Annotated in this window: 15 protein-coding genes; 9 read left to right on the top strand and 6 right to left on the bottom strand. The window is 67.4% G+C overall.

Annotated elements, in window-relative coordinates:
- Positions 1-138 precede the first annotated feature (138 nt).
- Complete coding sequence (locus tag CFB43_RS37130; protein ID WP_089498991.1) at positions 139-1,839, bottom strand: dihydroxyacetone kinase family protein; 1,701 nt, start codon at positions 1,837-1,839, stop codon at positions 139-141.
- A gap of 852 nt (positions 1,840-2,691) precedes the next feature.
- On the opposite strand from CFB43_RS37130, the gene CFB43_RS37125 reads away from it, so the two are divergent.
- Complete coding sequence (locus CFB43_RS37125) at positions 2,692-4,965, top strand: LamG-like jellyroll fold domain-containing protein (protein WP_089498990.1); 2,274 nt, start codon at positions 2,692-2,694, stop codon at positions 4,963-4,965.
- Between the two features lie 146 nt (positions 4,966-5,111).
- Positions 5,112-7,358, top strand: a complete 2,247-nt coding sequence (locus tag CFB43_RS37120; RefSeq protein WP_256990213.1) for a WD40/YVTN/BNR-like repeat-containing protein — start codon at positions 5,112-5,114, stop codon at positions 7,356-7,358.
- A gap of 250 nt (positions 7,359-7,608) precedes the next feature.
- On the opposite strand, the gene CFB43_RS37115 is transcribed toward CFB43_RS37120, so the two are convergent.
- Together CFB43_RS37115 and CFB43_RS37110 are read right to left on the bottom strand one after the other, a co-directional pair.
- The gene (locus CFB43_RS37115) at positions 7,609-8,709 is read right to left on the bottom strand and encodes a sigma-54 interaction domain-containing protein (RefSeq protein ID WP_089498988.1); all 1,101 of its coding nucleotides are present in this window, start codon (positions 8,707-8,709) and stop codon (positions 7,609-7,611) included.
- A complete protein-coding gene (locus tag CFB43_RS37110) occupies positions 8,706-9,938 on the bottom strand; it encodes an acyl-CoA dehydrogenase family protein (protein ID WP_373452581.1) in 1,233 nt (410 codons plus the stop codon). Before CFB43_RS37110 ends, CFB43_RS37115 begins: the two co-directional genes overlap by 4 nt.
- A gap of 615 nt (positions 9,939-10,553) precedes the next feature.
- On the opposite strand from CFB43_RS37110, the gene msuE reads away from it, so the two are divergent.
- The 4 genes from msuE to CFB43_RS37090 all read left to right on the top strand — a co-directional run bounded on the left by msuE (position 10,554) and on the right by CFB43_RS37090 (position 15,248).
- Positions 10,554-11,114, top strand: a complete 561-nt coding sequence (gene msuE, locus CFB43_RS37105; RefSeq protein ID WP_069250299.1) for an FMN reductase — start codon at positions 10,554-10,556, stop codon at positions 11,112-11,114.
- A gap of 36 nt (positions 11,115-11,150) precedes the next feature.
- The gene (sfnG, locus tag CFB43_RS37100) at positions 11,151-12,254 is read left to right on the top strand and encodes a dimethylsulfone monooxygenase SfnG (protein ID WP_089498987.1); all 1,104 of its coding nucleotides are present in this window, start codon (positions 11,151-11,153) and stop codon (positions 12,252-12,254) included.
- Positions 12,255-12,428: 174 nt separating this feature from the next.
- Positions 12,429-13,664: an SfnB family sulfur acquisition oxidoreductase gene (locus CFB43_RS37095; protein WP_089498986.1), complete on the top strand. Its 1,236-nt coding sequence runs from the start codon at positions 12,429-12,431 to the stop codon at positions 13,662-13,664.
- Positions 13,665-13,799: 135 nt separating this feature from the next.
- Positions 13,800-15,248, top strand: a complete 1,449-nt coding sequence (locus CFB43_RS37090) for an APC family permease (RefSeq protein WP_089498985.1) — start codon at positions 13,800-13,802, stop codon at positions 15,246-15,248.
- A 147-nt stretch (positions 15,249-15,395) separates the two neighbouring features.
- Here CFB43_RS37090 and CFB43_RS37085 read toward each other — a convergent pair whose 3' ends face one another.
- The gene (locus tag CFB43_RS37085; RefSeq protein ID WP_089498984.1) at positions 15,396-16,739 is read right to left on the bottom strand and encodes an aminotransferase-like domain-containing protein; all 1,344 of its coding nucleotides are present in this window, start codon (positions 16,737-16,739) and stop codon (positions 15,396-15,398) included.
- A gap of 169 nt (positions 16,740-16,908) precedes the next feature.
- Here CFB43_RS37085 and CFB43_RS37080 point away from each other — a divergent pair, with 169 nt between their 5' ends.
- The gene (locus CFB43_RS37080; RefSeq protein WP_256990211.1) at positions 16,909-17,811 is read left to right on the top strand and encodes a sulfite exporter TauE/SafE family protein; all 903 of its coding nucleotides are present in this window, start codon (positions 16,909-16,911) and stop codon (positions 17,809-17,811) included.
- A 227-nt stretch (positions 17,812-18,038) separates the two neighbouring features.
- On the opposite strand, the gene CFB43_RS37075 is transcribed toward CFB43_RS37080, so the two are convergent.
- The gene (locus CFB43_RS37075; RefSeq protein ID WP_089498982.1) at positions 18,039-18,686 is read right to left on the bottom strand and encodes a LysE family translocator; all 648 of its coding nucleotides are present in this window, start codon (positions 18,684-18,686) and stop codon (positions 18,039-18,041) included.
- Positions 18,687-18,796: 110 nt separating this feature from the next.
- Here CFB43_RS37075 and CFB43_RS37070 point away from each other — a divergent pair, with 110 nt between their 5' ends.
- On the top strand, positions 18,797-19,648 hold the full coding sequence (locus tag CFB43_RS37070; RefSeq protein ID WP_089499088.1) for a LysR substrate-binding domain-containing protein: 852 nt from the start codon (positions 18,797-18,799) through the stop codon (positions 19,646-19,648).
- A 22-nt stretch (positions 19,649-19,670) separates the two neighbouring features.
- Here CFB43_RS37070 and CFB43_RS37065 read toward each other — a convergent pair whose 3' ends face one another.
- A complete protein-coding gene (locus tag CFB43_RS37065; protein WP_089498981.1) occupies positions 19,671-20,567 on the bottom strand; it encodes a LysR substrate-binding domain-containing protein in 897 nt (298 codons plus the stop codon).
- 152 nt (positions 20,568-20,719) lie between these two features.
- Between CFB43_RS37065 and ydiJ the strand changes: the two genes are divergently transcribed.
- A complete protein-coding gene (gene ydiJ, locus CFB43_RS37060) occupies positions 20,720-23,773 on the top strand; it encodes a D-2-hydroxyglutarate dehydrogenase YdiJ (RefSeq protein ID WP_089498980.1) in 3,054 nt (1,017 codons plus the stop codon).
- The last annotated feature ends 89 nt before the right edge of the window (positions 23,774-23,862 follow it).

The raw sequence follows: 23,862 nt of genomic DNA, 5'->3' as shown, positions 1-23,862 counted from the left end.
GCGGACGCTCGATGCGGAGGTCGACCGAGGTGACGATGCCCGGCATCGCGACGATCCGCGGCATCGGCACGTGACGCGACATCGTGTCTTGCGTGCCGATGCATTGAAGGCGCGACGCTGCTGTCGCGCCTCCCACGATCACCCGATGTGCGCCTGCAACGCACGCAGCCAATACGACACCGCCACCGCGCCGCCGTCCGGCGTGCCGATCGCGCGTTCGCCGAGATAGCTTGCGCGCCCGGCGCGCGGCGTCATGCGTGCGGTTTCCTGCGCGCCGTGCTCGGCGGCTTCGACCGCCGCGGCCCACGCACCCGCGGGATCGCGATCGTTGTCGAGCGCCCGCTCGAATGCCGCGACGGCCGGTACCAGCGCATCGAGCATCGTGCGGTCGCCGGCGTGCGCGCCGCCCAGTTCGCTGATCGAATCCACCGCGCCGCGGAACGCCGCGGCCCAGTCGCGCGCCGACGGCTCGGCGACATCGGCCAGCCGGCGCGACGCGCGCAGCAGCGCCGTCGCATAGAACGGGCCGGAGCTGCCGGCGATCGCGCGGCGCAACGCGGCGCCGAGCGCCGAGAGTGCGCCGGCCGGCGTGCCGTACGCGGCTTCCGGCAGCGCGAGGATCGCCTGCGCGGCGCGCAGCATGCTCGCGCCGAGATCGCCGTCGCCGGCCGCCGCGTCGAGGTCGGTCAGCGTCTGCTCGTGATCGATCAGCGTCTGCGCGACCGCGTGCAGCGCCGGTTGCAGGCGCGCGGCCCACGCGCGGCCGGCCGCATCGAGCGGCGGCAACGGCGCTTCCTGCACGGCGGCCGAGGCCACGCGGATCTGCGTATTCACCGCGCCGCCGCCCGGCCATGCGCGCGCCTGCGTCGGCGCGTCGAGCAGCACCGCGCGTTCGTCGTTCAGCCGCAGCACCGAGATCGAGCAGCCGGGCATGTTCAGCGCCGACAGGAACGTGCCGGCCCACGCGCGTGCGACGACGATGCCGCGCCGGTGCAGGTTGTCGTGCGCGGCGCGCAGCACGATCGCGAGTTCCATGTCCGGCGTCGCGCCGAGACCGTTGACGAACAGCGCGACGCGTTCGCCGCGGTCGAGCACGAGATCGGCGACGATGCTCGACAGCAGCGTGTCGACCAGCGCATCGGCCGGCAGCGGCGCGCGGCGTTCGACGCCTTTCTCGCCATGGATGCCGAGGCCGAGTTCGATTTCGTGATCGCCGAGGCTGAAGCCCGACTTGTCGGCGCCCGGGATCGTGCAGCCGTCGAGCGCGACGCCCATCGTGCCGAGTTCGGCCGCCGCGTCGCGCGCGATCGCCGCGACGCGGGCGAGCGGCAGCCCGCGCGCGGCGGCCGCGCCGGCGAGCTTGTGGATCAGCACGGTGCCGGCGATCCCGCGCCGCTGGCCGCGCTCGACGCGGCCGCGCAGCGATACGTCGTCGGCGACGATGACCGTCTCGACCGGAATGCCTTCGGCGCGCGCGAGTTCGGCGGCAAGCCCGAAATTGAGCCGGTCGCCGGTGTAGTTCTTCACGATCAGCAACGCGCCGTTCGGGCCGGCGCTCGCGCGGATCGCGGCGAGCACGGCGTCGGTGGACGGCGACGTGAACACTTCGCCGCAGACGGCCGCGCTCAGCATCCCTTCGCCGACATAGCCGCCGTGTGCGGGCTCGTGGCCGCTGCCGCCGCCGGAGAGGACGGCGACGGGGCGCTGCGCGGGCTCGGGCAGCGGCTGGCGGACGAGCACGTGCTCGTCGCCGAGGATCGCGACATGCGGCGACTGCCGTGCGATGCCTTCCAGCATTTCTCGCACGACATCGGACGGGCGGTTGACAAGCTTTTTCATGGCGACGGGTTCCGGACGGGTGAACGAGGCCTGGCCGGGCCCGCACGGGCGCCGGACGGCCTTTCGTGTTGCGCAGGATCGTGCGGGCGCTGTCGCCGGGGGCAGGCGGTGATGGAATGGATGACCTTCCGCACGGGCGAAGCGACGCGCACGCTTCGCGCCACGATACATCAGGTTCGGACGTTGATGCACGGAGGGCGGCGCATTCCTGGCGAGGCAAGAGATGCCAGTTCGGCCGCGGCGATCTACGGCACATGACTCGCTATATCAACCTCGCTTCCGTGACAGCCGCGTGCAGCGAACCGGTGACGCATCGACTGACCCGAGCGGGGGCGCGGAGAGCGTTGGGAGGCCGCCGTGGTTTCGCCGTTGTCGGGATTCCCGGTAACGTGGCCCGTGCGGGCACGCAGCGCTGCCGATTTCTGCAATCCGACCAGACGACCGACCTTGTCCCCTATCCGGTTGGCCGACATCTGTCGGACGATTGATCCGGCGCGTGCACGGGCGGCCGCAGCCGTCAACGCCGCACTTCTATCGGCAGGTGGGGCGTCGGATTCGAGGGGGCGTGCTCCGCAGTGAGCGCGCTACGGACAACGGATCATGCCCAGGCTCGACTTTGTTCCGTTCCATGGCGGCGCCCAGCCGCTTCGCGGGTCCCTCGGTTCTTCCATCACCGATGTGACAAATGCGTGTCATGAGTGAATATGTTTTTTTTCGCTTGATTACCTCCCTATCGCACTGGATAGAATGCTACGCGTTCCTGATGAATACGGAACGGTTCGTACATATTTTTGCTTCGACCATAGCTAAAAAACTGGGGATCCCAACATGCGAGACAACGGAGCATCGACGATGCCATCCGAGGAAATCGTCCCACTCGGCGACATCGAGAATATTGCACGACGCCATTTCGTGATGGGGCTTGGTGCAGCGCTTCTGGCCGGATGCGGCGGCGACGGAAGCGACGCGGCGACAGGCGGTGAGCGACCATCGGCAAACGGCATCGGTCAGGCGTCCGGAGTTGTTCCAGCTTCGGACGGTATTGGCGCAGGCGCGACGTCGGCAGGCACTGCCCAGACCCGCGCCTTCACGCATCCCGGCTTGCTGCATACCGACGCGGATTTCGAACGCATGCGCGCTAAAGTCGGCGCCCACGCGTCCCCGTGGATCGACAGCTGGAACGTGCTCGTCGCCAACGGTCACACGCGCCTCACGAACAAGCCGAACCCACAGGTCGGCATCTATCGCGGCAATGATCCCACGCATGGTCAGAACTACGGCGCGCTCTACAACGACATCGCCGCCGCCTATGGCGACGCGCTGCGCTGGAAGGTGTCGGACGACACACACTACGCCGACAAGGCCGTCGAGTATCTGGACCAGTGGGCCGCGAAGCTGACGACGCTTGGCGGCAGCGACGTGGCGCTTGCCGCCGGCATCTACGGCTACGAGTTCGCCAACGCAGCCGAAATCATGCGCGGCTACAGCGGCTGGAGTCCGGCCGGGCTTGCCGCGTTTCAGGCCATGATGCGCAATGTCTTCTACCCGGTCAGTCACGCTTTCCTGACCCGTATCGACACCGCGATGGACACGCACTACTGGGCCAACTGGGGCCTGGCCAACATCGCGTGCATCCTGGCCATCGGCGTGCTGTGCGACGATGCCGCGCTCGTCAACGAGGCCGTCACCCATTTCAAGACCGGCGGCAGCAACGGCTGCATCCGGCAAGCCGTGTACTACCTGCACCCCGGCAACCTCGGGCAATGGCAGGAAGCCGGCCGGGACCAGGGCCACAGCACGCTCGGCATTGCATTGACGGGCGCCATTTGCGAGATGGCGTGGAATCAGGGCATCGACCTGTACGGCTATGACAACAATCGCTTTCTGGCGGGCGCGGAATACGTGGCCAAGGCCAACCTGAAGCAGGCCGGCGGCGCGTTCTACACGGTGCCTTTCGTCACGTACCAGAACAGTGCCGGCGTCACCCAGACGCAGTTCTCCACCGGCGGGCAAGGCGACGCCCTCGGGCGGCCCTGCTGGGCGTTGGTAGCCAACCATTACATCAACCGCAAAGGTCTGGCGGCGCCTTACACCAAGCGCGCTGCCGAGCTTGTGGCACCGGAAGGCGGCGGCGGCAACTATGGCCCCAACAGTGGCGGCTTCGATCAGCTTGGCTACGGCACGCTCACTTGCACGCTCGACCCCGGCACCCCTGCAGCAACGCCGACCGGCCTGACCGGCTACGCCAGCGCGGGCAAGGCGGTGCTGTCGTGGTGGGGCAGCAGCAACGCCGTCAGCTACAACGTGAAGCGCGCCACCCTTGCCGGCGGGCCGTACAAAACCATTCAGAGCGGGATCACCGATCTGCTGACCTATACGGATCTGCCAGCCGCTGCCGGCACGTATTTTTACGTCGTGACAGCGCAAACGATTGCGGGCGAATCGGCGCCCTCCAACGAAGTGAAAGTGATCACGGCGCAGCAACTGCTCGCACACCTCACGTTTGATGAAGGCAGCGGCATCACGGCCGCCGATAGCTCGGGCAACTGGCGCAATGGCACGCTCAACGGCGCAACGTGGGCGGCGGGGCACAACGGTCACGCGGTCTCGCTCAACGGCTCGGGCGCGTATGTCGCGTTGCCCGACGATCTGCTGGTCGATGTGTCGGACTTCACCATCGCTTCCTGGGTGTTCTGGAACGGCGCGCAAACGTGGGCACGCCTGTTCGACTTCGGCACGGGCTTCCACCGCTACATGATGTTCACGCCGCGCGCGCAGTTGCGCAACGGCTGGGCCGGCATGCGCTTCGCCTTGACGGCCAACGGCCCCGGTGACGGCCCGCCGGAACAGATCATCGACGCCCCCACCGAGCTGCCGAGCAAGCGGTGGGTGCATGTGGCCGTCACGCTTTCGGGGTCGACCGGCACGATCTACGTGGACGGCACGCCCGTCAGCACCAACACGGCGATGTTCCAGGCGCCGTTCCGCTTGGGCAGTACCACGCAGAACTGGCTGGGCAAATCGCAATACAGTGCCGACGCCACGTTCCACGGCCTGATCGACGATTTCCGCCTCTATCGCGGTGCGCTCAACGCTGCGCAGATTGCGTCGCTCATGACGAGTTGATCACGCAGGGCCCGACGGCGGGCCTTGCGATGGACCTCTTTCTATAAGGACTTCTGATGACCGTGTTTTCTCAACGATGGATTGCCGTTGCGGCGATCGCGTGTGCGTTATGGGGCTGTGGCGACGGATCCGATAGCGCGACAGGCGTGCCCCGTGCGGGCGCCAATGCAGCCGCCAATCGTAGCCAGATCGGCGGAAATGGCAGCGGCAGCAACCTGCCGGCGGCCAGCTGGACCAGCGTCAAGTGGGGTGGCGGCGGCTATGTGACCGGCCTGATCTACCATCCCGTCAACGCGAGCCTGCTGTACGCACGTACCGACGTCGGCGGCGCGTACCGCTGGAACGCGACCAACTCGACGTGGACGCCCATCACCGACGGCATCGGTTTCGGCTCGGGCGAGGGCGATTTCCACGGCGTCGAAAGCCTCGCGCTCGACCCGAACAACGATCAGCTCGTCTACATGGTGACCGGCATTACCGTGACGCAGGGTCACAACGGCCGCATCTACATCTCGAGCAACCGCGGCAACACCTGGACGCACTACGACCTGCCGTTCCCGGTGGGCGGCAACGACAACGGCCGCGCCACGGGCGAGCGCCTGCAGGTCGACCCGAACAATCCGTCGACGCTGTTCTACGGATCGCGCACGGCCGGCCTGTGGAAGAGTGCCGATTCGGGCCGGACCTGGACGCAGGTCACGGGTCTGTCCTCCACCACGATCAGCGGTGGCAGTTCCCCGATCGGCGTCGAACAGGTGATCTTCGATACGTCGGGCAAGGGTAGCGGCCAGCCGACCTGGATCATGTGGGCCACCGTCGCCCCGGATTACGCCAACGCGGCGGGCCTGACGTCGACCCTGTACAAGTCCACCAACGGCGGCTTCTCGTGGACGCCGGTGCCTGTCCCGCCGACGGTGTCCGGCTACTACATCCTGCACGTCGTGCGCACGTCCGACGGCAACTTCTACGTGGTGTTCAACGCGGGCGTCGGCCAGGGCATCGGCGGACCGAGCTATCTCTACAAGTTCGGCGGAAGCAACGACAGCAACTGGACGCTGCTCAACCGCTCCAGCAGCAACGGCTTTGGCGGCCTGTCCGTCTCCGGTCTGGGCGCGTCCGCGCGCATCGCACTGGGCCTGACCGGCTGGAGCGACACCAGCAAGACCATCCAGTTATCCGACGACGGCGGCAGCACGTGGCGCGAGATCGAGGCCGGCATGCCGCATACCGGCACTGCCTCGGGTGGCTGCGCCGGCTGGGTCGAGAGCGTCGCCATCGACCCGGCCAATCGCGATCACGTCATGCACGTGCACGGCGGCGGCATCTGCGAAACCATGAACGCCTCGTCACCCACGCCAACCTGGCGCCCCAAGGTCGACAACCTCGAGGAAACCGTGACGCTGGCGCTCGTCACGGCGCCGCCCGGCGCGTCGTACAACTTCATCAACAGCGCCGGCGACATCGGCACGTGGGTCAATACGGACCTCGCGACGAGGCCGACGAAAGGCCCCCTGAACACGTGGAGCAGCGGCAATTCGGCCGACATGTCGTGGTCCGATCCGACGTACATCGCCGCCGCAGGCGTCGACAACGCCAACGGCCATGCGACCAAGGGCTTCTGGTCCGGCGACAGCGGCAATAGCTGGTCGACGTTCGCGTCGCTGCCCAACGGCGCCGCGGCAAGCCAGAGCAACGTGGGCAACCTGGTCGTCCCGTCTCGTAACAACGTGACGTGGGCACCGCCGGACTCGGTGCCGTCGTACACGACAAACAATGGCGCCAGCTGGACGGCGACCAACCTGCCGGCGTTCGGTGCCACATGGAACGGCTTCCCGCGTGCCTACCGCCTGGCCGCGGACCGCAAGAACCCGAACAAGGTCTATGCGTACGACTCCGGCGGCGCACCGTGGAGCTGGCAGCGCGGCAAGATCTACGTCTCGAACGACGGCGGCCACACGTTCGCGCTGAGCCAGGGCTCGGTGAACGCGAACCTGGCCTGGAATGCATGGGGGGATACGTCGATGGTGGTCAATCCGAACGCGGAGGGTGATCTCTGGCTGGCCGACGGCACAGCCGTGTACCACTCGGTGGACTCGGGGGCAACCTGGACGAAGCTCGGCGTCTTTGCGTCGACCAGTGACACACCGGGCGCCACCGTGATCGCGTTGGGCAGGGCACCGGCCGGTTCGTCGTACTCGGCCGCGGTCTATGTGGAAGGCACATTGAACGGCGTCTGGGGCATTTACCATTCCGATGATGGGGGGGCAACGTGGGCGCGCTTCAACGATGACGCGCACCAATTCGGCGGCTCCGGCGTGATGGCCGGCGACTGGAACACGTATGGCCGGATTTACGTCAATGGCGCCGCTCGCGGTCTGATCTATAGCAATTGAGGTTGAGCGGCCGTGAGGGGCCATTCTCGACGTCGATGTCACGGCGCGCTGACCAACGAGCATGGGTGTCCACCGATTGGGGAGGTGGACACCTGTGGACGACAAAGACGTTGAGTTGATCGTTTACCGCTACGGTACGATCGCCTGCTCAAGCTCCGGCTCGGGCCGCGATACATCAGGTTTGAACGTTGATGCACAGAACGCTGCGCGATCACGCCGGAGCGAGGCAGCGGTGCGCCCCCATACGCGGCTACTTCACCGCCGCAATTTCCTTCGCGCGAATCAGCCGCGCCCGCAGCACGTTGCGGCTGATGCCGAGCAGCCGTGCGGCCTGAATCTGGTTGCGGTGGCTGAATTCGAACGCGACGCGCATCACGGTGTCCTCGATGCGTTCGAACAGGTTGCCGTGATCCTCGTCGAACAGCTCGCGCAGCGCGCGTTCGAGTGCGGCCTGCGCGCCGGCGCCCGGGTCGGGTTCCGGCGCTGACGTACTCGAGGCGGCCGTCGGCACACCCGGCAACGCGATATGCAGATCGGCCTCCTGCAGCGAGTCGTTCCGACTCACGAGCAACGCGTGATGGATCACGTTCTCGAGTTCGCGGATGTTGCCCGGCCAGCTGTGTGCCTCGAGCCGGCGCTCGGCGCGCGGGTCGATGCTGCGCGGCCCGTAGCCGAGGCGGCTGCGGTAGTCGTCGAAGAAGTGGCGCGCGAGCGGCAGGATGTCGCCCGGGCGTTCGCGCAGCGTCGGCACCGCGAGCTGCACGACGTTGAGCCGGTAGAACAGGTCGCCGCGAAACTGCCCGTTCGCGACGGCCTGCTGCAGATCCACGTTGGTCGCGGCAACCACGCGCACGTCGATCGGCACGCCGGTGCGCGAACCGAGCCGCACGACTTCGCGCTCCTGCAGCACGCGCAGCAGCTTGACCTGCATCGACAGCGGCAGGTCGCCGATCTCGTCGAGAAACAGCGTGCCGCCGTTCGCGGCCTCGAACCAGCCGGGCTTCGCGCTGAACGCGCCGGTAAACGCGCCTTTCTCGTGACCGAACAGTTCGCTCTCGACGAGCGTCTCGGAGAAGGCGCCGCAGTTCACCGCGATGAACGGCCCGCTGCTGCGGCGGCTGAGGCCATGCACGTGGCGCGCGATCAGTTCCTTGCCGGTGCCGGTCTCGCCGACGATCAGCACGTTCGCGTCGCTCGGCGCGACCAGGCGAATCCGGTCGAGCAGCGCGACCGAGCGCGGATCGACGAACACCTGCGCGCGGGCACGAATGGATGTCGCGAGCGCGGGGCGGTCGGGCAGCGTGAGGACGGGCGCGGCGTCGGGCCACGCATCGGAAGGGGTGTGATTCACGAGTAGAAGCCCGGCGTCGGATAGGTTCGCTTGAGCGCCCATTCGCCGATCTCGCGAATCTTGTATGCGAGCGGGTCGTGGAGCGTGTGGGTGCGCAGGTTGCGCCAGTGCCGGTCGAGCCGCAGCGCGCCGTGCGTCGCGCGTGCGCCGGCGACGTCGAACATCCGCGTACAGAGATCGAGCCCGGTGCGCGCGGCCGACACCTTCGCGGCGGCCGTGGCGAGCGCGACCTGGCCGCGCTCCGCCTGGGTGAGCGCCGCATCGCGCGACCATGCGGCGTCGAGCCGGTCCGCCGCGCGGTCGGCGAGCACGCGCGCGGCTTCGAGCCCGACCCAGAATTCGCCGTACTGGCCGAGGATGTACGGATCGTCGCCGGTGCTCGCGACCTGCGCGCCGGGCCACGGCCGCGCCTCGTGCAGCGTGTAGTGCCGCGCGTCGTTGAACGCGGCTTCGGCGATGCCGAGATACACGTTCGTCAGCACGAGCTGCGCGACGAGCGGGCGCAGGCACGCGAACGGCGTCGACAGCGGGCCGGGATCCGTCAGCAGTTCGTGATCCTCGACGCGCACCTTCTCGAACGTGACCGTGCCGCTGTCGGTCTGGCGCTGGCCGATGTTGTTCCAGTCGTCGGCGATCGAGATGCCGCTGCGCTGTGTCGGCACTGCCGCGATCAGGAATGCGCGCGTCTGCGCATCGTGCGCGGACGCGATCAGCATCTGCGAATCGAGCGCCCCCGAGCAAAAACTCTTCTGGCCGCTGAATTCATGCCATGCGCCGCGCGAGCGGCTGATCGTGCGCGCGTCGAGCGGATTCAGCGCATTGCCCCAGAACCACCGCTGGCGCGCGGTGCGTTCGAACCACGATTCCCACTGCGCGGGCGCGCCGAACAACCGCACGGTCGCGAGCATCAGGTGGTGGAAACCGAACACGTGCGCGAGCGAACTGTCGGCGGCCGCGAGCACGCGGACGACGTCGAGCGTCGTGCGCCAGCTCGCGCCGAGGCCGCCGTAGGCGGCGGGGATGCTCAGCGCGAGCAGGCCGCTGTCGCGCAACTGATCGCGCTCGGCCTTCGGCGTGCCGCCCTGCAGGTCGCGCTCGGCCGCGGTGCGTGCAAAGCCGGCCGCCAGGCGCTCGGCGATTTGCAGCGCGTCAGGGGGAGCGGGTTCGTCGCGGGGCGGCGCGACGACGCGCAGGCCTTCCGCGCGCGGCGATACGGAAATGGGTGTCATGGCGATGAATGTGTCGGGTGGCTGCACGAAATCGGTCAGGCCGCGGCGGGCGTTGCTGGCCGGGTGCTGCGTGATCAGCAGAGTGTTCAACGTTTCGCGCAACGCGGGAAACATCGATTTCTGATAACCAATGCGGGATTGCTGCGCTGGACGCAGTCGCGCACGGCACGGTCGCGCGGCACGGCGATCGGCGGCACGCAACGCGACGATGCGGCAGCCATGCCGGCGCTACTGCAACGGTGGGAGGCGTCGCGCCGGCGCGTGAACGGGAAAAGCGGGCGCCAACGCGTGCCGATGGACGTCGTGCGCCTGCCGGAATCCGTGTCGAAGCGGAAATACCTGCCTGCCGCACATCGCACTGCTGATCACGCAGCAGCGGATCAGCAGCGTTGTTTCCTCGAGTTCATCGCACTGTGGAATATGGTTGTGACGCCATCGCTGGCACGCTTATCGACGTGCGCGAACAACGGCGGCGCCGCGACTGGCGGTCGATCGCGATGCATTTCGTCATGCAGACGATCGGTTTCCGTCTCGATCGTTGAAATGGCACGCTCCTTGCTGACCCATGACGTGACGGGTGCGTCGGCACCCGACTCGACAATGGGAATGCAACCGATGAGCAATGCAATCAACGTGGTCGCGATATCGGGCGGCCTGCAACGGCCGTCGCGCACGCTGGCGCTGACCGATGCGATCGTCGCGGCGCTCGGCGCCGCGCTACCGATCGAAACACGGCTGATCGAACTCGGCGAGATCGGTGGCCGGCTGGCCGGCGCGCTGACGCGCGCGCAGGTGCCGGCCGACCTCGACGCGCAGATCCGCGCGATCGAGACGGCCGATGCGCTCGTCGTCGCGAGCCCCGTGTATCGCGCGTCGTACACGGGCCTCTTCAAGCACCTGTTCGACCTCGTGCATCACGAAGCGCTGATCGACGTGCCCGTGCTGCTCGCGGCCACCGGCGGCAGCGAGCGTCATGCGCTCGTGATCGATCATCAGCTCCGCCCGCTGTTCAGCTTCTTCCAGGCCCGCACGCTGCCGATCGGCGTGTATGCGTCCGAAAGCGATTTCGACCAGTACCAGATCACGAACCCGGCGCTGCGCGCGCGTATCGCGCTCGCCGTCGATCGCGCGGTGCCGCAACTGCGCCCGCATGCGCTTTCCGTCGCGGCCGCGTAGGCCGCCTGCGTTTTCTTTTCCGACCAGGACACACTCATGAGCCATCCCGACTTTTCCGCCGACGGCGTCAAGTTCGCCTACTGGGTGCCGAACGTCAGCGGCGGCCTCGTCGTCAGCACGATCGAGCAGCGCACCGACTGGAGCCTCGAATACAACCAGCAGCTCGCGCGCACGGCCGAGGCGGCCGGCTTCGACTACGCGCTGAGCCAGATCCGCTTCACGGCCGGCTACGGCGCCGAATACCAGCACGAGTCGGTGTCGTTCAGCCAGGCGCTGCTGCATGCGACGACGAAGCTCAAGGTGCTCGCCGCGATCCTGCCGGGGCCGTGGCATCCGGCCGTGGTCGCGAAGCAGCTCGCGACGATCGACCACATCTCGAACGGGCGCATCGCGATCAACGTCGTGAGCGGCTGGTTCAAGGGCGAATTCACCGCGATCGGCGAGCCGTGGCTCGAGCACGACGAACGCTATCGGCGCTCGAAGGAATTCATCCAGGCGCTGAAGGGCATCTGGACGCAGGACAACTTCACGTTCAAGGGCGATTTCTACCGCTTCAACGACTACACGCTGAGCCCGAAGCCGGTGCAGAAGCCGCATCCGGAGATCTTCCAGGGCGGCAGCTCGCGGGCGGCGCGCGACAACGCGGCGAGCGTGTCGGACTGGTACTTCACGAACGGCAATACGCCGGAGAACCTGAAGGCGCAGATCGACGACATCCGCGCGAAGGCGGCGGCGAACAACCATCGCGTGCGGATCGGCGTCAACGCGTTCGTGATCGCGCGCGATACCGAGGAAGAGGCGAAGGCCGTGCTCGACGACATCATCCGGCACGCGCACGTCGAGGCCGTGCACGCGTTCGGCGATGCGGTGAAGCAGGCCGGCAAGGCCTCGCCCGAAGGCGAGGGCAACTGGGCGAAGTCGACGTTCGAGGATCTCGTGCAGTACAACGACGGCTTCCGCACGAACCTGATCGGCACGCCGCAGCAGATCGCCGAGCGCATCGTCGCGCTGAAGGCGATCGGTGTCGACCTCGTGCTCGCGGGGTTCCTGAATTTCATCGAGGAAGTCGAGTACTTCGGCCAACGCGTGCTGCCGCTCGTGCGCGAACTCGAGGCGCAGCGGCAGGCGGTTGCCGCGTGACGCGGAGGCTGGTGTGCGGCGCGCCTTCACGCATGCCGCGCGCAGGCCGACCGACCGGATGACGTCGGCCGCTCTAGCGGGTCATCCAGGTTTTACGTTTCGGATATCGAAATAGGAGGCTGGCGGAGGCTTTACGGCACCGCCGGCCGGTTCATGAGTTTTGCCGGAAATCACATGTCCACGGAAATCATCGAAGCAAACGTGCAACCGCAAGCGGGCACCCCACACGCTCCCGTTCCCGTCATCGGCTCGGATGCCGAGGCACTCGACGTCGCGCACCAGGTCGCGGCACGACTGGCCGAGCACGCCGCGTCGCGCGACCGCGAGCGGAAGCTGCCGTTCGACGAGATCGAGCTGTTCTCGTCGAGCGGCCTGTGGGGCATCACCGTGCCGCGCGAATACGGCGGCGCGGAGGTGTCGAACGTGACGCTCGCGGAAGTGATCGCGATCGTTTCGCAGGCCGACCCGTCGCTCGGCCAGATCCCGCAGAACCACTATTGCCTGATCGAGGATATCCGCCTCGAAGGCAGCGACGCGCAGAAGCGCTTCTTCTTCGATCTCGTGCTGAAGGGCACGCGCTATGGGAACGCGTTCTCGGAAGCGGGCGGCAAGAACGTGCTCGACATCCAGACGCGTGTGCGCCGCGACGGCGACGCGTTCGTGCTGAACGGCCGCAAGTTCTATTCGACCGGCACGCTGTTCGCGCACTGGATTCCGGTGCTCGCGCTCGACGAGTCGGACCAGGCCGTGCTCGCGTTCGTGCGGCAGGGCGCGCCCGGGTTGACGGTCGTGGACGACTGGAGCGGCTTCGGGCAGCGCACGACCGCGAGCGGCACGGTGATCGTCGAGAACGTGCGCGTGAGCCCGTTCGAAATCTTCCACACGCAGCGTTCGTACGACCGCCCGACCTTCGCGGGCCCATTCGCGCAGATCACGACCGCCGCGATCGACCTCGGCATTGCGCGCGCCGCGCTGCAGGACACGATCGCGTTCGTGCAGCAGCATGCGCGCCCGTGGATCGACAGCGGCGTCGAACGCGCGAGCGAGGATCCGCTGACGGTCGCGCAGATCGGCGACATCGCGTACCGCGTGCACGCGGCCGAAGCGCTGCTCGCGCGTTCTGGACGCTTCGTCGATGCGGCGAAACGCGAGCCGAGCGAGGAAACGGTGGCGCAGGCCGCGATCGCGGTGGGCGAGGCGAAGATCGCGACGACCGAGGTGTCGCTGCTCGCGGCGAGCAAGCTGTTCGAGCTCGGCGGCAGCAAGTCGACGCTCGCGAAATACAACTTCGACCGCCACTGGCGCAACGCGCGCGTGCATACGCTGCACGACCCGGTGCGCTGGAAGTATCACGCGATCGGCAACTACTACCTCAACGGCGTGAAGCCCGCGCGCCATTCCTGGAATTAGCCGGATCGTGCCGGCGTATTTCCCGCGACGAAACATGGGCGAGGAAACCCGGTGGCCGCATTGTCCTCATTGGCAGCCAGCACCACTGTATAGGCGGCCTACGCGGCCTTGCTTCATTCCTGACGAGATAAATCGATGAGTCATCCAGCAAGCACCGCGCAGGCATTGCCTGCGCACCATACCGTGCCGCAGGCAGGCGGCCTTCGGCGCAACTATCTGAGCCTGCCCGAGCTGATCGCGCAGTCGATCGGCCTCGTCGGCGTATCGGGCGGGATCGGCGTGCTGATCCCCGCCGTCTTCGCGACGGCCGGCAACGGCACGTGGCTGGCCTACCTGTTCGCGATCGTCGCGCTGTTGTTCGCGTCGTGGAGCATCTCGGTGTTCGCGCGCGATTCGGCGTCGCCGGGCGCGCTGTATGCGTACGTGTCGGCCGGCATCGGGCCGGTCTGGGGCGCGATCTGCGGGTGGTCGCTGCTGATCGCCTATGCGGTGGCCGCCGCGGGCATCCTGCAGGGGACGATCAACACGTTTCTGGTGCTGGGCCGCGAGACCGGGCTGCTCGGCAGCGCGACGCCGCTCGGCGCGGTGCTCGGGCTCACGGTCGTCACCGCGTTCGCCGCGTGGTACATCGCGTTTCGCGACATCCGGCTGTCCACGCGCTTCACGCTGTTCGTCGAACTCGCGACACTGCTGCTGATCGCCGTCGTCGTGATCGGGACGATCGCGTTCGGCGGGCATCCGGTCGATCGCGCGCAACTGACGCTGGAAGGCGTGAAGCCGACGCAGTTGCAGCTCGGGATGGTGCTCGCGTTCTTCAGCTTCACCGGGTTCGAGAGTGCGACCGTGCTCGGCGCGGAGGCGCGCGACCCGTTCCGCGCGATTCCACGTGCGGTGCTGATCAGCGTCGTCGGGCCGGCGATCCTGTTCGTGATCGGCGCGTACGGGATGGTGAGCGCGTTCCACGGGCAGATGCCGCCGCTCGATCAGGTCGACGGCCCGCTCGCGGTGCTCGCGCATCGGCTCGGGGCCGGCTGGGTCGGCGTGCTGATCGATGCGGGCGTGGCGCTGAGTTTCTTCGCGGCGTTCTTCTCGTCGATCAATGCGGCGGCGCGGATCGTCTATGCGTTCGGGCGGCAGGGCGTGCTGCATGCGTCGACGGGCCAGGCGCACGAGCGGAATGCGACGCCGCACGTCGCGGTGGCGCTGATCGCGGTGCTGGCGCTGGTGACCGCGCTGGTGTTCACCGCGCGCGGCACCGCGCTGCTCGATTCGTATGGTTATCTCAGTTCGATCGCGACGTACGGCTGGCTGCTTGCGTACGTGCTGGTGGCGATCGGCGCGCCGCTTTATCTGCGCCGGCAGCGCCGGCTGCGTGCGCGGCATGTGGTGATCAGCGTCGTGGCGGTCGTGCTGCTCGCGATTCCGCTGGCCGGCAGCGTGTATCCGGTGCCGGCGGGCGTCTATGCGTGGCTGCCTTATGTGTTCGTCGTACTGCTGGCGATCGGACTCGGGTGGTTCCTGGTGCTGCGCGTCCGGTTTCCGGAACGGCTGCGCGAGCTGGAGGCCGAGCTGCTGACGAAGTGACGAAGTGACGAAGTGACGAAGTGACGAAGTGACTAAGTGACTAAGTGACTAAGTGACGCCGCTGGCGGGTGGTCGGCGGTGACGGCTTGATATTGATCCGGATACCGAATCAGGGGGGCGGTGCATACCGACGCATCCGCGCGCTGCTTACTCGGTCGCGTCGAAATCGTCCTCCCGGCCGTTCAGCATCGCGGTCAGCGTGCGCAGGCCGGCATCGAGCTGATCCATGCTCGGCGCGGCCAGCGCGAGCCGGACTGCGTTCGGCGCATGGCCGGACGACACGGCGAAGGTGGTCGACGGCGTCAGCCCGATGTCGCGCCGGGCCGCGGCTGCGACGAGGGCTTGCGAACGCCAGTGCGCCGGCAACGTCAGCCACAGGTGATAGCACTTGCCGTTGGTCCGGACATCGAAACCCGCGAGGCGCTCGATCGCCAGCGCCTGACGCGCGCTGGCGTCGATGCGTTTCAATCTCGCGAGTTCGGCCACGGTGCCGTCGCGCATCAATCGCTGCGCGGCTGCAAACGCGAACCCGGAAGCGGTCCATCCCCCCGAGCGTACCGACGCCATCACGCTTTCGCGCAGCCGCGGCGGCGGCACGATGAAGCCGAGGGTCAGGCCTGGCGTGACCCGCTTGGACAGGCTGTCGATCACGATGCAGGCATTCGGAGCGAGTGCGGCCAGCGGCGGCTCGTCGCCGAGAAAGCCGTAAACGTTGTCTTCGATGACCGGTATGTCGAGCTTGTCGACGACACGCAGCAGGTCGGCGCGGCGAGCGGCGCTCATCGTCGTGCCCAGCGGATTCTGGATGGCTGGCTGAACGTAGATCGCCGACAGCCTGGCCTCGCGGTGAGCCTTTTGCACGGCGTCGGGCCGAACGCCGTCTTCGTCCATCGCCAGCGGCACCAGCGAGATCCCCAGCTTGGCCGCGATGCCCTTGATGAACGGGTAGGTCAGTGCTTCCACGCCACAGCGCCCGCCGGTCGGCACGACCGCGGCAACGGCTGCGGCGATGCTTTGCCGCCCGTTGCCGGTAAACACCAGCTGGTCGGGCGACGGGGCCCATTCATGCTGCGCCAGATACGCGGCGGCAACGCCTCGGATGGCCGGGGTCCCGGTACTCGTCGCTTCGCGTAACGCGGCGTCGAGCTCAGCAGGTCGGTGCAATCCGCGCAGGCTTCTGGTGATCAACGCGGTCTGGGCCGGGACGGTCGGGTAGTTGAACTCGAGATCGATCCGAACGCCGCGCGGCTCGCCCGGCGCAGCAGCCCCGCGTCGCGTCTCGCCCGACACGAAAGTGCCCCGGCCGACTTCACCGACCACCAGGCCGCGGCGCAGCAGTTCCGCATAAACCCGTCCCGCCGTCGATGCGGCGATGGCATGCAGGTCAGCGAAATGACGCTGCGGAGGCAGGCGGTCGCCCGGCCTGAGCGTGCCGTCGGCAATCTGGGCGGCGATCGCGTCCGCCAATTGCAGATACTCGGAATTCGACATGGATTGCACCGATAACAATGATTATTGCACCGAGGTCAATGTTTTAATTGCACTGAGTTGAACGGCGGTGCATTCTGCTTTCATCAAGTCGATTGTACCGGGGCTGACATGCTTGTGCGGCCCGTGCGGCCAACGGTGCGTTGGTGTACCGCGTCTCCCCGGCATCCCATTGGAGAAGCAGCATGCGTGCAACGCGTTCAACCTGGATCCACCGTGCGGCGATGCAGCCGGTGCGACCCGCTCCGTGGCTGTCCGTCACGCCGCGAATCGAACCGGTAGGGAGGTCGTGATGGCGACGTCAGCTGCGATGGGCCTGCAATTGACGCTGGCCACGATCCTGATCGCGTTTGCCGGTGTGTTCGTGATCGCGTTCATGCGCGGCGCGTTCGGTGGCGGATTCGCGATCATCGGCATTCCGCTGCTGTCACTCGTGATGGACCCGGTGACGGCCGGCGGCTTGCTCGCCCCGTTGTTCATCGCGATGGACCTGTTCGCGCTGCGGTACTGGAAGCCGTCGACGTGGTCGAAGCCCGACCTCGCGTTGCTCCTGCCGGGGCTGGTGATCGGTATCGGGTTCGGTTACCTGGCTTTCCGCTTCCTCGACCATCGCGCCATCGAGTTGTTGATGGCGGTGGTCACGCTGGTCTTCGTCGGGCTGTGGGTGAGGGGCGGCGCGAAACCGACGGTTCGTCCGCGTTCGTCGCCGAAGGCCGTCTCGGCCGGCCTTGCATCGGGCGTCACGACGATGGTCGCGCACTCGGGCGGTCCGCCGCTCGCGATGTATCTGCTGCCGCTCGGCCTCAGCAAGGAGATGTACGCGGGAACGACGAGCCTGTTCTTCACCGTGGGCAATGCGATCAAGGCGGTGCCGTGGCTGCTGATCGTGCAGCCGACCGCGAATGTCTGGGCGTTGATGGCGGTGTGCCTGTTTGCCATTCCGGCCGGCGTGGTGTGCGGCTGGCGGCTTCACGGCAGGCTGGACCAGCGCCTGATTTACCGGAGTTGCTACGGATTGCTCGCGGTGACCGCGTTGAAACTGCTCTGGGACGGCGTTTCCGGCTATCTCGCGTAAAACCGGCGCGCGGCTGTCCTGGTTCCGGTGGCTACAAATCAGTAGTACTGAGATGAAAAACCGCGAAAACAGGAGCATGCGTGCCAATCGATATCCGTCCGCCGGCGCCCTCGCGGCGTCAATTCATGCGCGTGGCCGCAACGGCCGCCGTCTTGGACGGCCGGACCGAGGGACTGACACGGGACGACGTGCTCGACAACGTCACGCTCGATGGCGTGATTGGCGCACTATGCCATGCCCGCCATCTTCGACGCATCGACCACCATCTGCACGCCGAGCCCGCCAAGAATGAGCCCCATCGCCCAGCGCTGCGCGAGCAGCAGCGTCGGGCGCCCGTGCAGGAACGTCGCGATGCGGCTCGAACAGATCGCCACCAGCCCGTTCGCGCAAGCGAACGCGGTAATCAGCAGCGAACCGAGAAACAGCGATTGCCCGAGCACGCTGCCGTTCCCGTAGTCGATGAACTGCGGCAGCAGTGAAATGAACAGCATCGCGAGCTTCGGGTTCAGCACGCTGGTCGTCGCGCCCATCGCGAGGAGCCGAAGCGGGCGCTCGCTCGGCAACGCCCGCACCTCGAACGGCGAGCGGCCGCCGGGCCTCACAGCCTGCCACGCGAGATACAACAGGTATGCCGCCCCGACCACGGCCAGCCCGCTGCCCGCGTAGGGCACGCTCATGAACAGCGTCGTGATCCCGAACGCCGCACCGAACATGTAGAACAGGTAGCCGATCATCACGCCGCCGAGCGAGATGAGCCCCGCGGTGCGTCCCTGCGCGATCGAGCGCGACATCACGTAGACCATGTTCGGCCCGGGCGTGACCGCGAGCATGCCGCCGATGACGAGAAATCCGTAGAGCGATCCGGACGTATGCATGTCTGAAGATTCCTGCAACGAGTGAGGGCTGACGAGATGCATTGTCCGACCGTGGAGGAGAACAGTAAAACGGGATAAACTGAATCGATTAATCAGTTTTTCTGAAGATGATGAAAAAGCTCGACCTCGATGTGCTCGCGATGGTGGTGGCCGTCGCGGAATCCGGATCGTTCGCGCAGGGCGCGCAGGCCGTGCACCGGTCGCCGTCGGCGGTGAGCATGCAGATCAAGGCGCTGGAAGATGCGCTCGGCAAGCCGCTGTTCATCCGCGACACGCGCAACGTGACGCCGACCGACGACGGCGCGATGCTCGCCGAATACGGCCGCCGGATGCTGGCGATGCGCGACGAGGCCTGGGCGTCGGTCGTGCGCCCGGAGGTCCGCGGCCGCGTGACGATCGGTGTGCCCGACGACTACATTTCATCGCTGCTGCCGCAGGTGCTCGGCAAGTTCGCCGCGATGCATCCGCGCGTGGAAATACGCGTGATCGGCCAGCCGAGCAGCGCGCTCGTGCCGATGCTGAAGGACAACACGGTCGACCTCGCGTGCCTCACGCGGATCAAGGGCGTGACCGGCGAGCTGATCCGGCTCGAACCGCTCGTCTGGGCCGGGTCGCCGAAGCGCAATGTGTGGGAAGAACGGCCGCTGCCGGTGGCTTTTTTCACGCACGGCGGCAGCGCAGCGCGCGATCATGCCGTCAAGGCGCTGAACCGGCGGAAGATCCCGTACCGGATGTCGTACGAGAGCCCGAGCCACCTCGGCCTGCTCAGCATGGTGGAGGCCGGGCTCGCGGTCGCGCCGCTGGCGCGCTGCTGCGTTCCCGATCATCTCGTGCAGCTGTCGGAAAGCCACGGGCTGCCGCCGCTTGGCGAAATGGAGGTCGTGCTCGCGCGCAGCGCGCAGTCCGCGCGCCCGCCGTGCGACTACCTGGCCGAGCAGATTCTCGGCGAATGGCGCACCTGAGCGGCCCGACGACGGCCGCGTTTCAGCACGACTTCAGCAGCCATTCGCGGAACGCGACGAGCGACGGCAGCGTCTCGTTCCCCGGCGGGTAGACGAGGTAGTAGCTGCGCTGGCTGGTGATCGCGTCGCCGATCGACACGAGCTCGTGGCGGCTCAGCTCGTCTTCCACCAGCACTTTCGGCACGAGCCCGATCCCCATCCCGGCCCGCACCGCCTGGATCAGGTGCGACGTGAGCTCGAAGCTCGGGCCGATGCGCATCTGCCGATGGTCGAGCCGATAGTGCGAGAACCACTCCGCCCACGCCTGCTGGTTGCTCGTCACGCCGAGCAGCGTCTGCTTCGCGGCCCACGCCGGCGTGCGTGCGTCGGCCTTGCGGCGGCTTCCGCTGCCGGTGTCCGGCGGCGCGATCGCGATCAGGAACTCGTTGTACAGCCGGTGCGCGTGCAGGCCCGGCCAGTCGCCCGCGCCGACGGTGATCGCCGCATCGAGGTCGTCGTTGAGGAAATCGATGCCGCCGATCCGCGAATGGAGGTGCACGGTCACGCCCGGATGCGCGGCGTAGAAATCGTGCAGGTGCGGCAGCAGCCATTTCGAGCCGAACGTGGGCAGCGTCGCGAGCCGCAGCGTGCCGGCGCCCGCCTGGTGCGACATCGCCTGCAGCGTCGCGCCGCGGATGCGCCCCAGCGCGCCGCTCAGCTCGCTGAAGTAGCGGCGCCCGACCTCGGTCAGCTTGACCGAGCGGCCCTCGCGCCGGAACAGCGGCACGCCGAGCTGATCCTCCAGCGTCTGAACCTGGCGGCTGATCGCGCTCTGGCTCAGCGACAGCTCCTCGGCCGCGCGCGTGTAGCTTTCATGCCGCGCGGCGGCCTCGAACACCAGCAGCAGCGACATCGACGGGGTGAGGCGACGGTAATTCATGAGTTTTATGCAATATTCGCCGGGGCAGAATTCGTTTGTTTATCGTGCAATATCCAAAGATACTGGAATTCCCGGCCGTGTGGAAACTTGCTAAAAAATCATGTTTCAGCCACGCGAGCCGGTCGGTTCCACCCACACTGCCGCCTTTACCCATGTCGATCGCTTCGTTGCCCCGTCCCGCCAGCCCGCCCGCGCATGCGTACTGTGATTTTCTCGCCGCGCTGCAGGCCGCCGGATTCGCCGGGGAAATCCGCGCGGACCATGCGAACCGGACGGTGCAGGCCACCGACAACTCGATCTACCAGCGCCTGCCGCAAGCGGTGATCTGCCCCGCGCATGCGGACGACGTCCGGCTGCTGGCGCGGCTGCTCGCCGAGCCCGCGCATCGCGACGTCGCGGTGGCCGCGCGCGGCGGCGGCACGGGCACCAACGGGCAGTCGCTGACCGACGGCGTGGTGGTCGACCTGTCGCGCAACATGAACCGGATCCTCGAAATCGACGTCGAGCAGCGCTGGGTGCGCGTGCAGGCGGGCGTCGTCAAGGATCAGCTCAATGCGGCGCTGAAGCCGCACGGGCTGTTCTTCGCGCCGGAACTGTCGACGTCGAACCGCGCGACCGTCGGCGGGATGATCAACACCGACGCGAGCGGGCAGGGCAGCTGCACGTACGGCAAGACGCGCGACCACGTGCTCGAGCTCGATTTCGTGCTGATGGGCGGCGAGCAGCTGCACAGCGAAGCACTCGCGGACGACGAGCTCGAGCGCCGCTGCGCGCGCGAGGACCGCATCGGCAAGGTCTACCGCACCGCGCGGCGCATCAGCGACGACAAGGCGGCGCTGATCGAAGCGAAGTTTCCGAAGCTCAACCGCTGCCTGACCGGCTACGACCTCGCGCACCTGCGCGAACCCGACGGCCGCTTCAACCTGAACAGCGTGCTGTGCGGCGCGGAAGGCTCGCTCGGCTTCGTCGTCGAGGCGAAGCTCAACGTGCTGCCGATCCCGAAGGTTTCGGTGCTGGTCAACGTGCGCTACGCGGGCTTCATGGACGCGCTGCGTGACGCGCGCGCGCTGCTCGCGCACCAGCCGCTGTCGATCGAGACGGTCGACTCGAATGTGCTGATGCTGGCGATGAAGGATTTCGTGTGGAGCAGCGTGGCCGAGTATTTCCCGCAGGACGACGCTCGGCCGACGCTCGGCATCAACCTGATCGAATTCAGCGGCGACGATGCGGACGACGTCGACGCGCGTGTGCGCGCATTCGTCGACCATCTGCGCACCGATACGAGCGTGGAACGCCTGGGCCACACGCTCGCGGCCGGCGACGACGCGGTGAAGCGCGTGTATGCGATGCGCAAGCGCGCGGTCGGCCTGCTCGGCAACGTGCAGGGCGAGGCGCGCCCGCAGCCGTTCGTCGAGGACACCGCGGTGCCGCCCGAGAACCTTGCCGCGTACATCGCCGAATTCCGCGCGCTGCTCGACGGCCACGGGCTGCAATACGGGATGTTCGGGCACGTCGATGCGGGCGTGCTGCATGTGCGACCGGCGCTCGACATGAAGGACCCGAAGCAGGCGGCGCTGGTGCGGCCCGTGTCGGATGCGGTGGCCGAACTCACGCAGCGCCACGGCGGCCTGTTGTGGGGCGAGCACGGCAAGGGCGTGCGCTCCGAATATGCGCCGGCGTTTTTCGGCGAGCTGTATCCGTCGCTGCAGCAACTGAAGGCCGCGTTTGATCCGCACAACCAGTTCAATCCGGGCAAGATCGCGACGCCGCCGGAGAACACGATGCGGCTGCTCAAGATCGACGAAGTGCCGACGCGCGGCGACCACGACCGGCAGATCGACGAGCGTGTATGGCAGAGCTACGGCACCGCGATGCACTGCAACGGCAACGGCGCGTGCTACAACTTCGATCCGGACGATGCGATGTGCCCGTCGTGGAAGGCGACGCGCGAACGCGTGCAATCGCCGAAGGGGCGTGCGTCGCTGATGCGCGAATGGTTGCGCCTGCAAGGGCAGGCCGGCGTCGACGTCGTCGCGGCGGCGCGCGCGCGGCAGCCGTTCCTGGGCGGCCTTGCCACGCGCTGGCGCAACAGCCGCGCGGCGCGCAACGGCGAGGCCGATTTCTCGCACGAGGTGTACGACGCGATGGCCGGGTGCCTCGCGTGCAAGTCGTGCGCGGGGCAGTGCCCGGTGAAGGTGAACGTGCCGGAGTTTCGCTCGCGTTTCCTCGAGCTGTATCACCAGCGTTACCTGCGGCCGCTGCGCGACTACCTGATCGGCTCGCTCGAATTCACGATGCCGTGGATGGCGCGGGTGCCCGCGCTGTACAACGGGCTGATGCGGACGGGATGGGTGCGCACGCTGCTGGAGCGGCACGTCGGCATGGTCGACAGCCCGCTGCTGAGCCGCTTCGATCTCGCGGCCGTGATCCGTCAATGGCACGTGAAGCCGGCCGATCCGCAGGCGCTCGCCGCGCTGAGCGACGCGCAGCGCGCACGCAGCGTCGTCATCGTGCAGGACACGTTCACGCGCTATTTCGATACCGAGCAACTGGCGACGCTGATCGAACTGGCGGCGCGTACGGGTTTTCAGGTGTGGCTCGCGCCGCTTGCACCGAACGGCAAGGCGCTGCACGTGCAGGGCTTCCTGCGCGCGTTCGAGCAGGCGGCGATCCGCAATGCAACGCAGCTGGCCGCACTGGCACGCTCGGGTGTCGCGCTGGTCGGCCTCGACCCGGCGATGACGCTCACGTATCGGCAGGAGTACCTGAAGGTGACGGGGCTCACCGATGTGCCGAAGGTTGCGCTGCCGCAGGAGTGGTTGCTGCAGGCGCTGCCGGAAGCTGGTGCCGGTGTCGGCGGCGTGCCCACGTCGTACCGGTTGCTGCCGCACTGCACCGAGAAGACCAATGCGCCCGACAGCGGCAAGCAATGGGCCCAGGTATTCGCGCGGCGCGGGCTGCACTTGAAGGTCCAGGCGACCGGGTGCTGCGGGATGTCGGGTACCTACGGGCACGAGGCGCGCAATCTCGCGACGTCGAAGACGATCTACGCGCAGTCGTGGGCGTCACACGTGGATGGGCCGGAGGACGAAGGCGAGGCGCTGGCGACCGGCTATTCGTGCCGCAGCCAGGTGAAGCGGATGTCGTCGAAGCAGGTGCGCCATCCGTTGCAGGCGCTGCTCGATCACATGCGGGCGGTGGGGTGATTGGTCGGGCGTCGCGTGTCGCGTTGCCCGTGAGATGACTTTCGAGTCAGCGTCGAGCGGCAAGCCTCGTGCCGTCGTCGACGCATGCC

It is taken from the genome of Burkholderia sp. AU15512 (genome assembly GCF_002223325.1).
Taxonomy (GTDB): domain Bacteria; phylum Pseudomonadota; class Gammaproteobacteria; order Burkholderiales; family Burkholderiaceae; genus Burkholderia.
The sequence above is the reverse complement of the archived record's forward strand: the minus strand, read 5'-3'. Positions and strand labels throughout refer to the sequence as shown.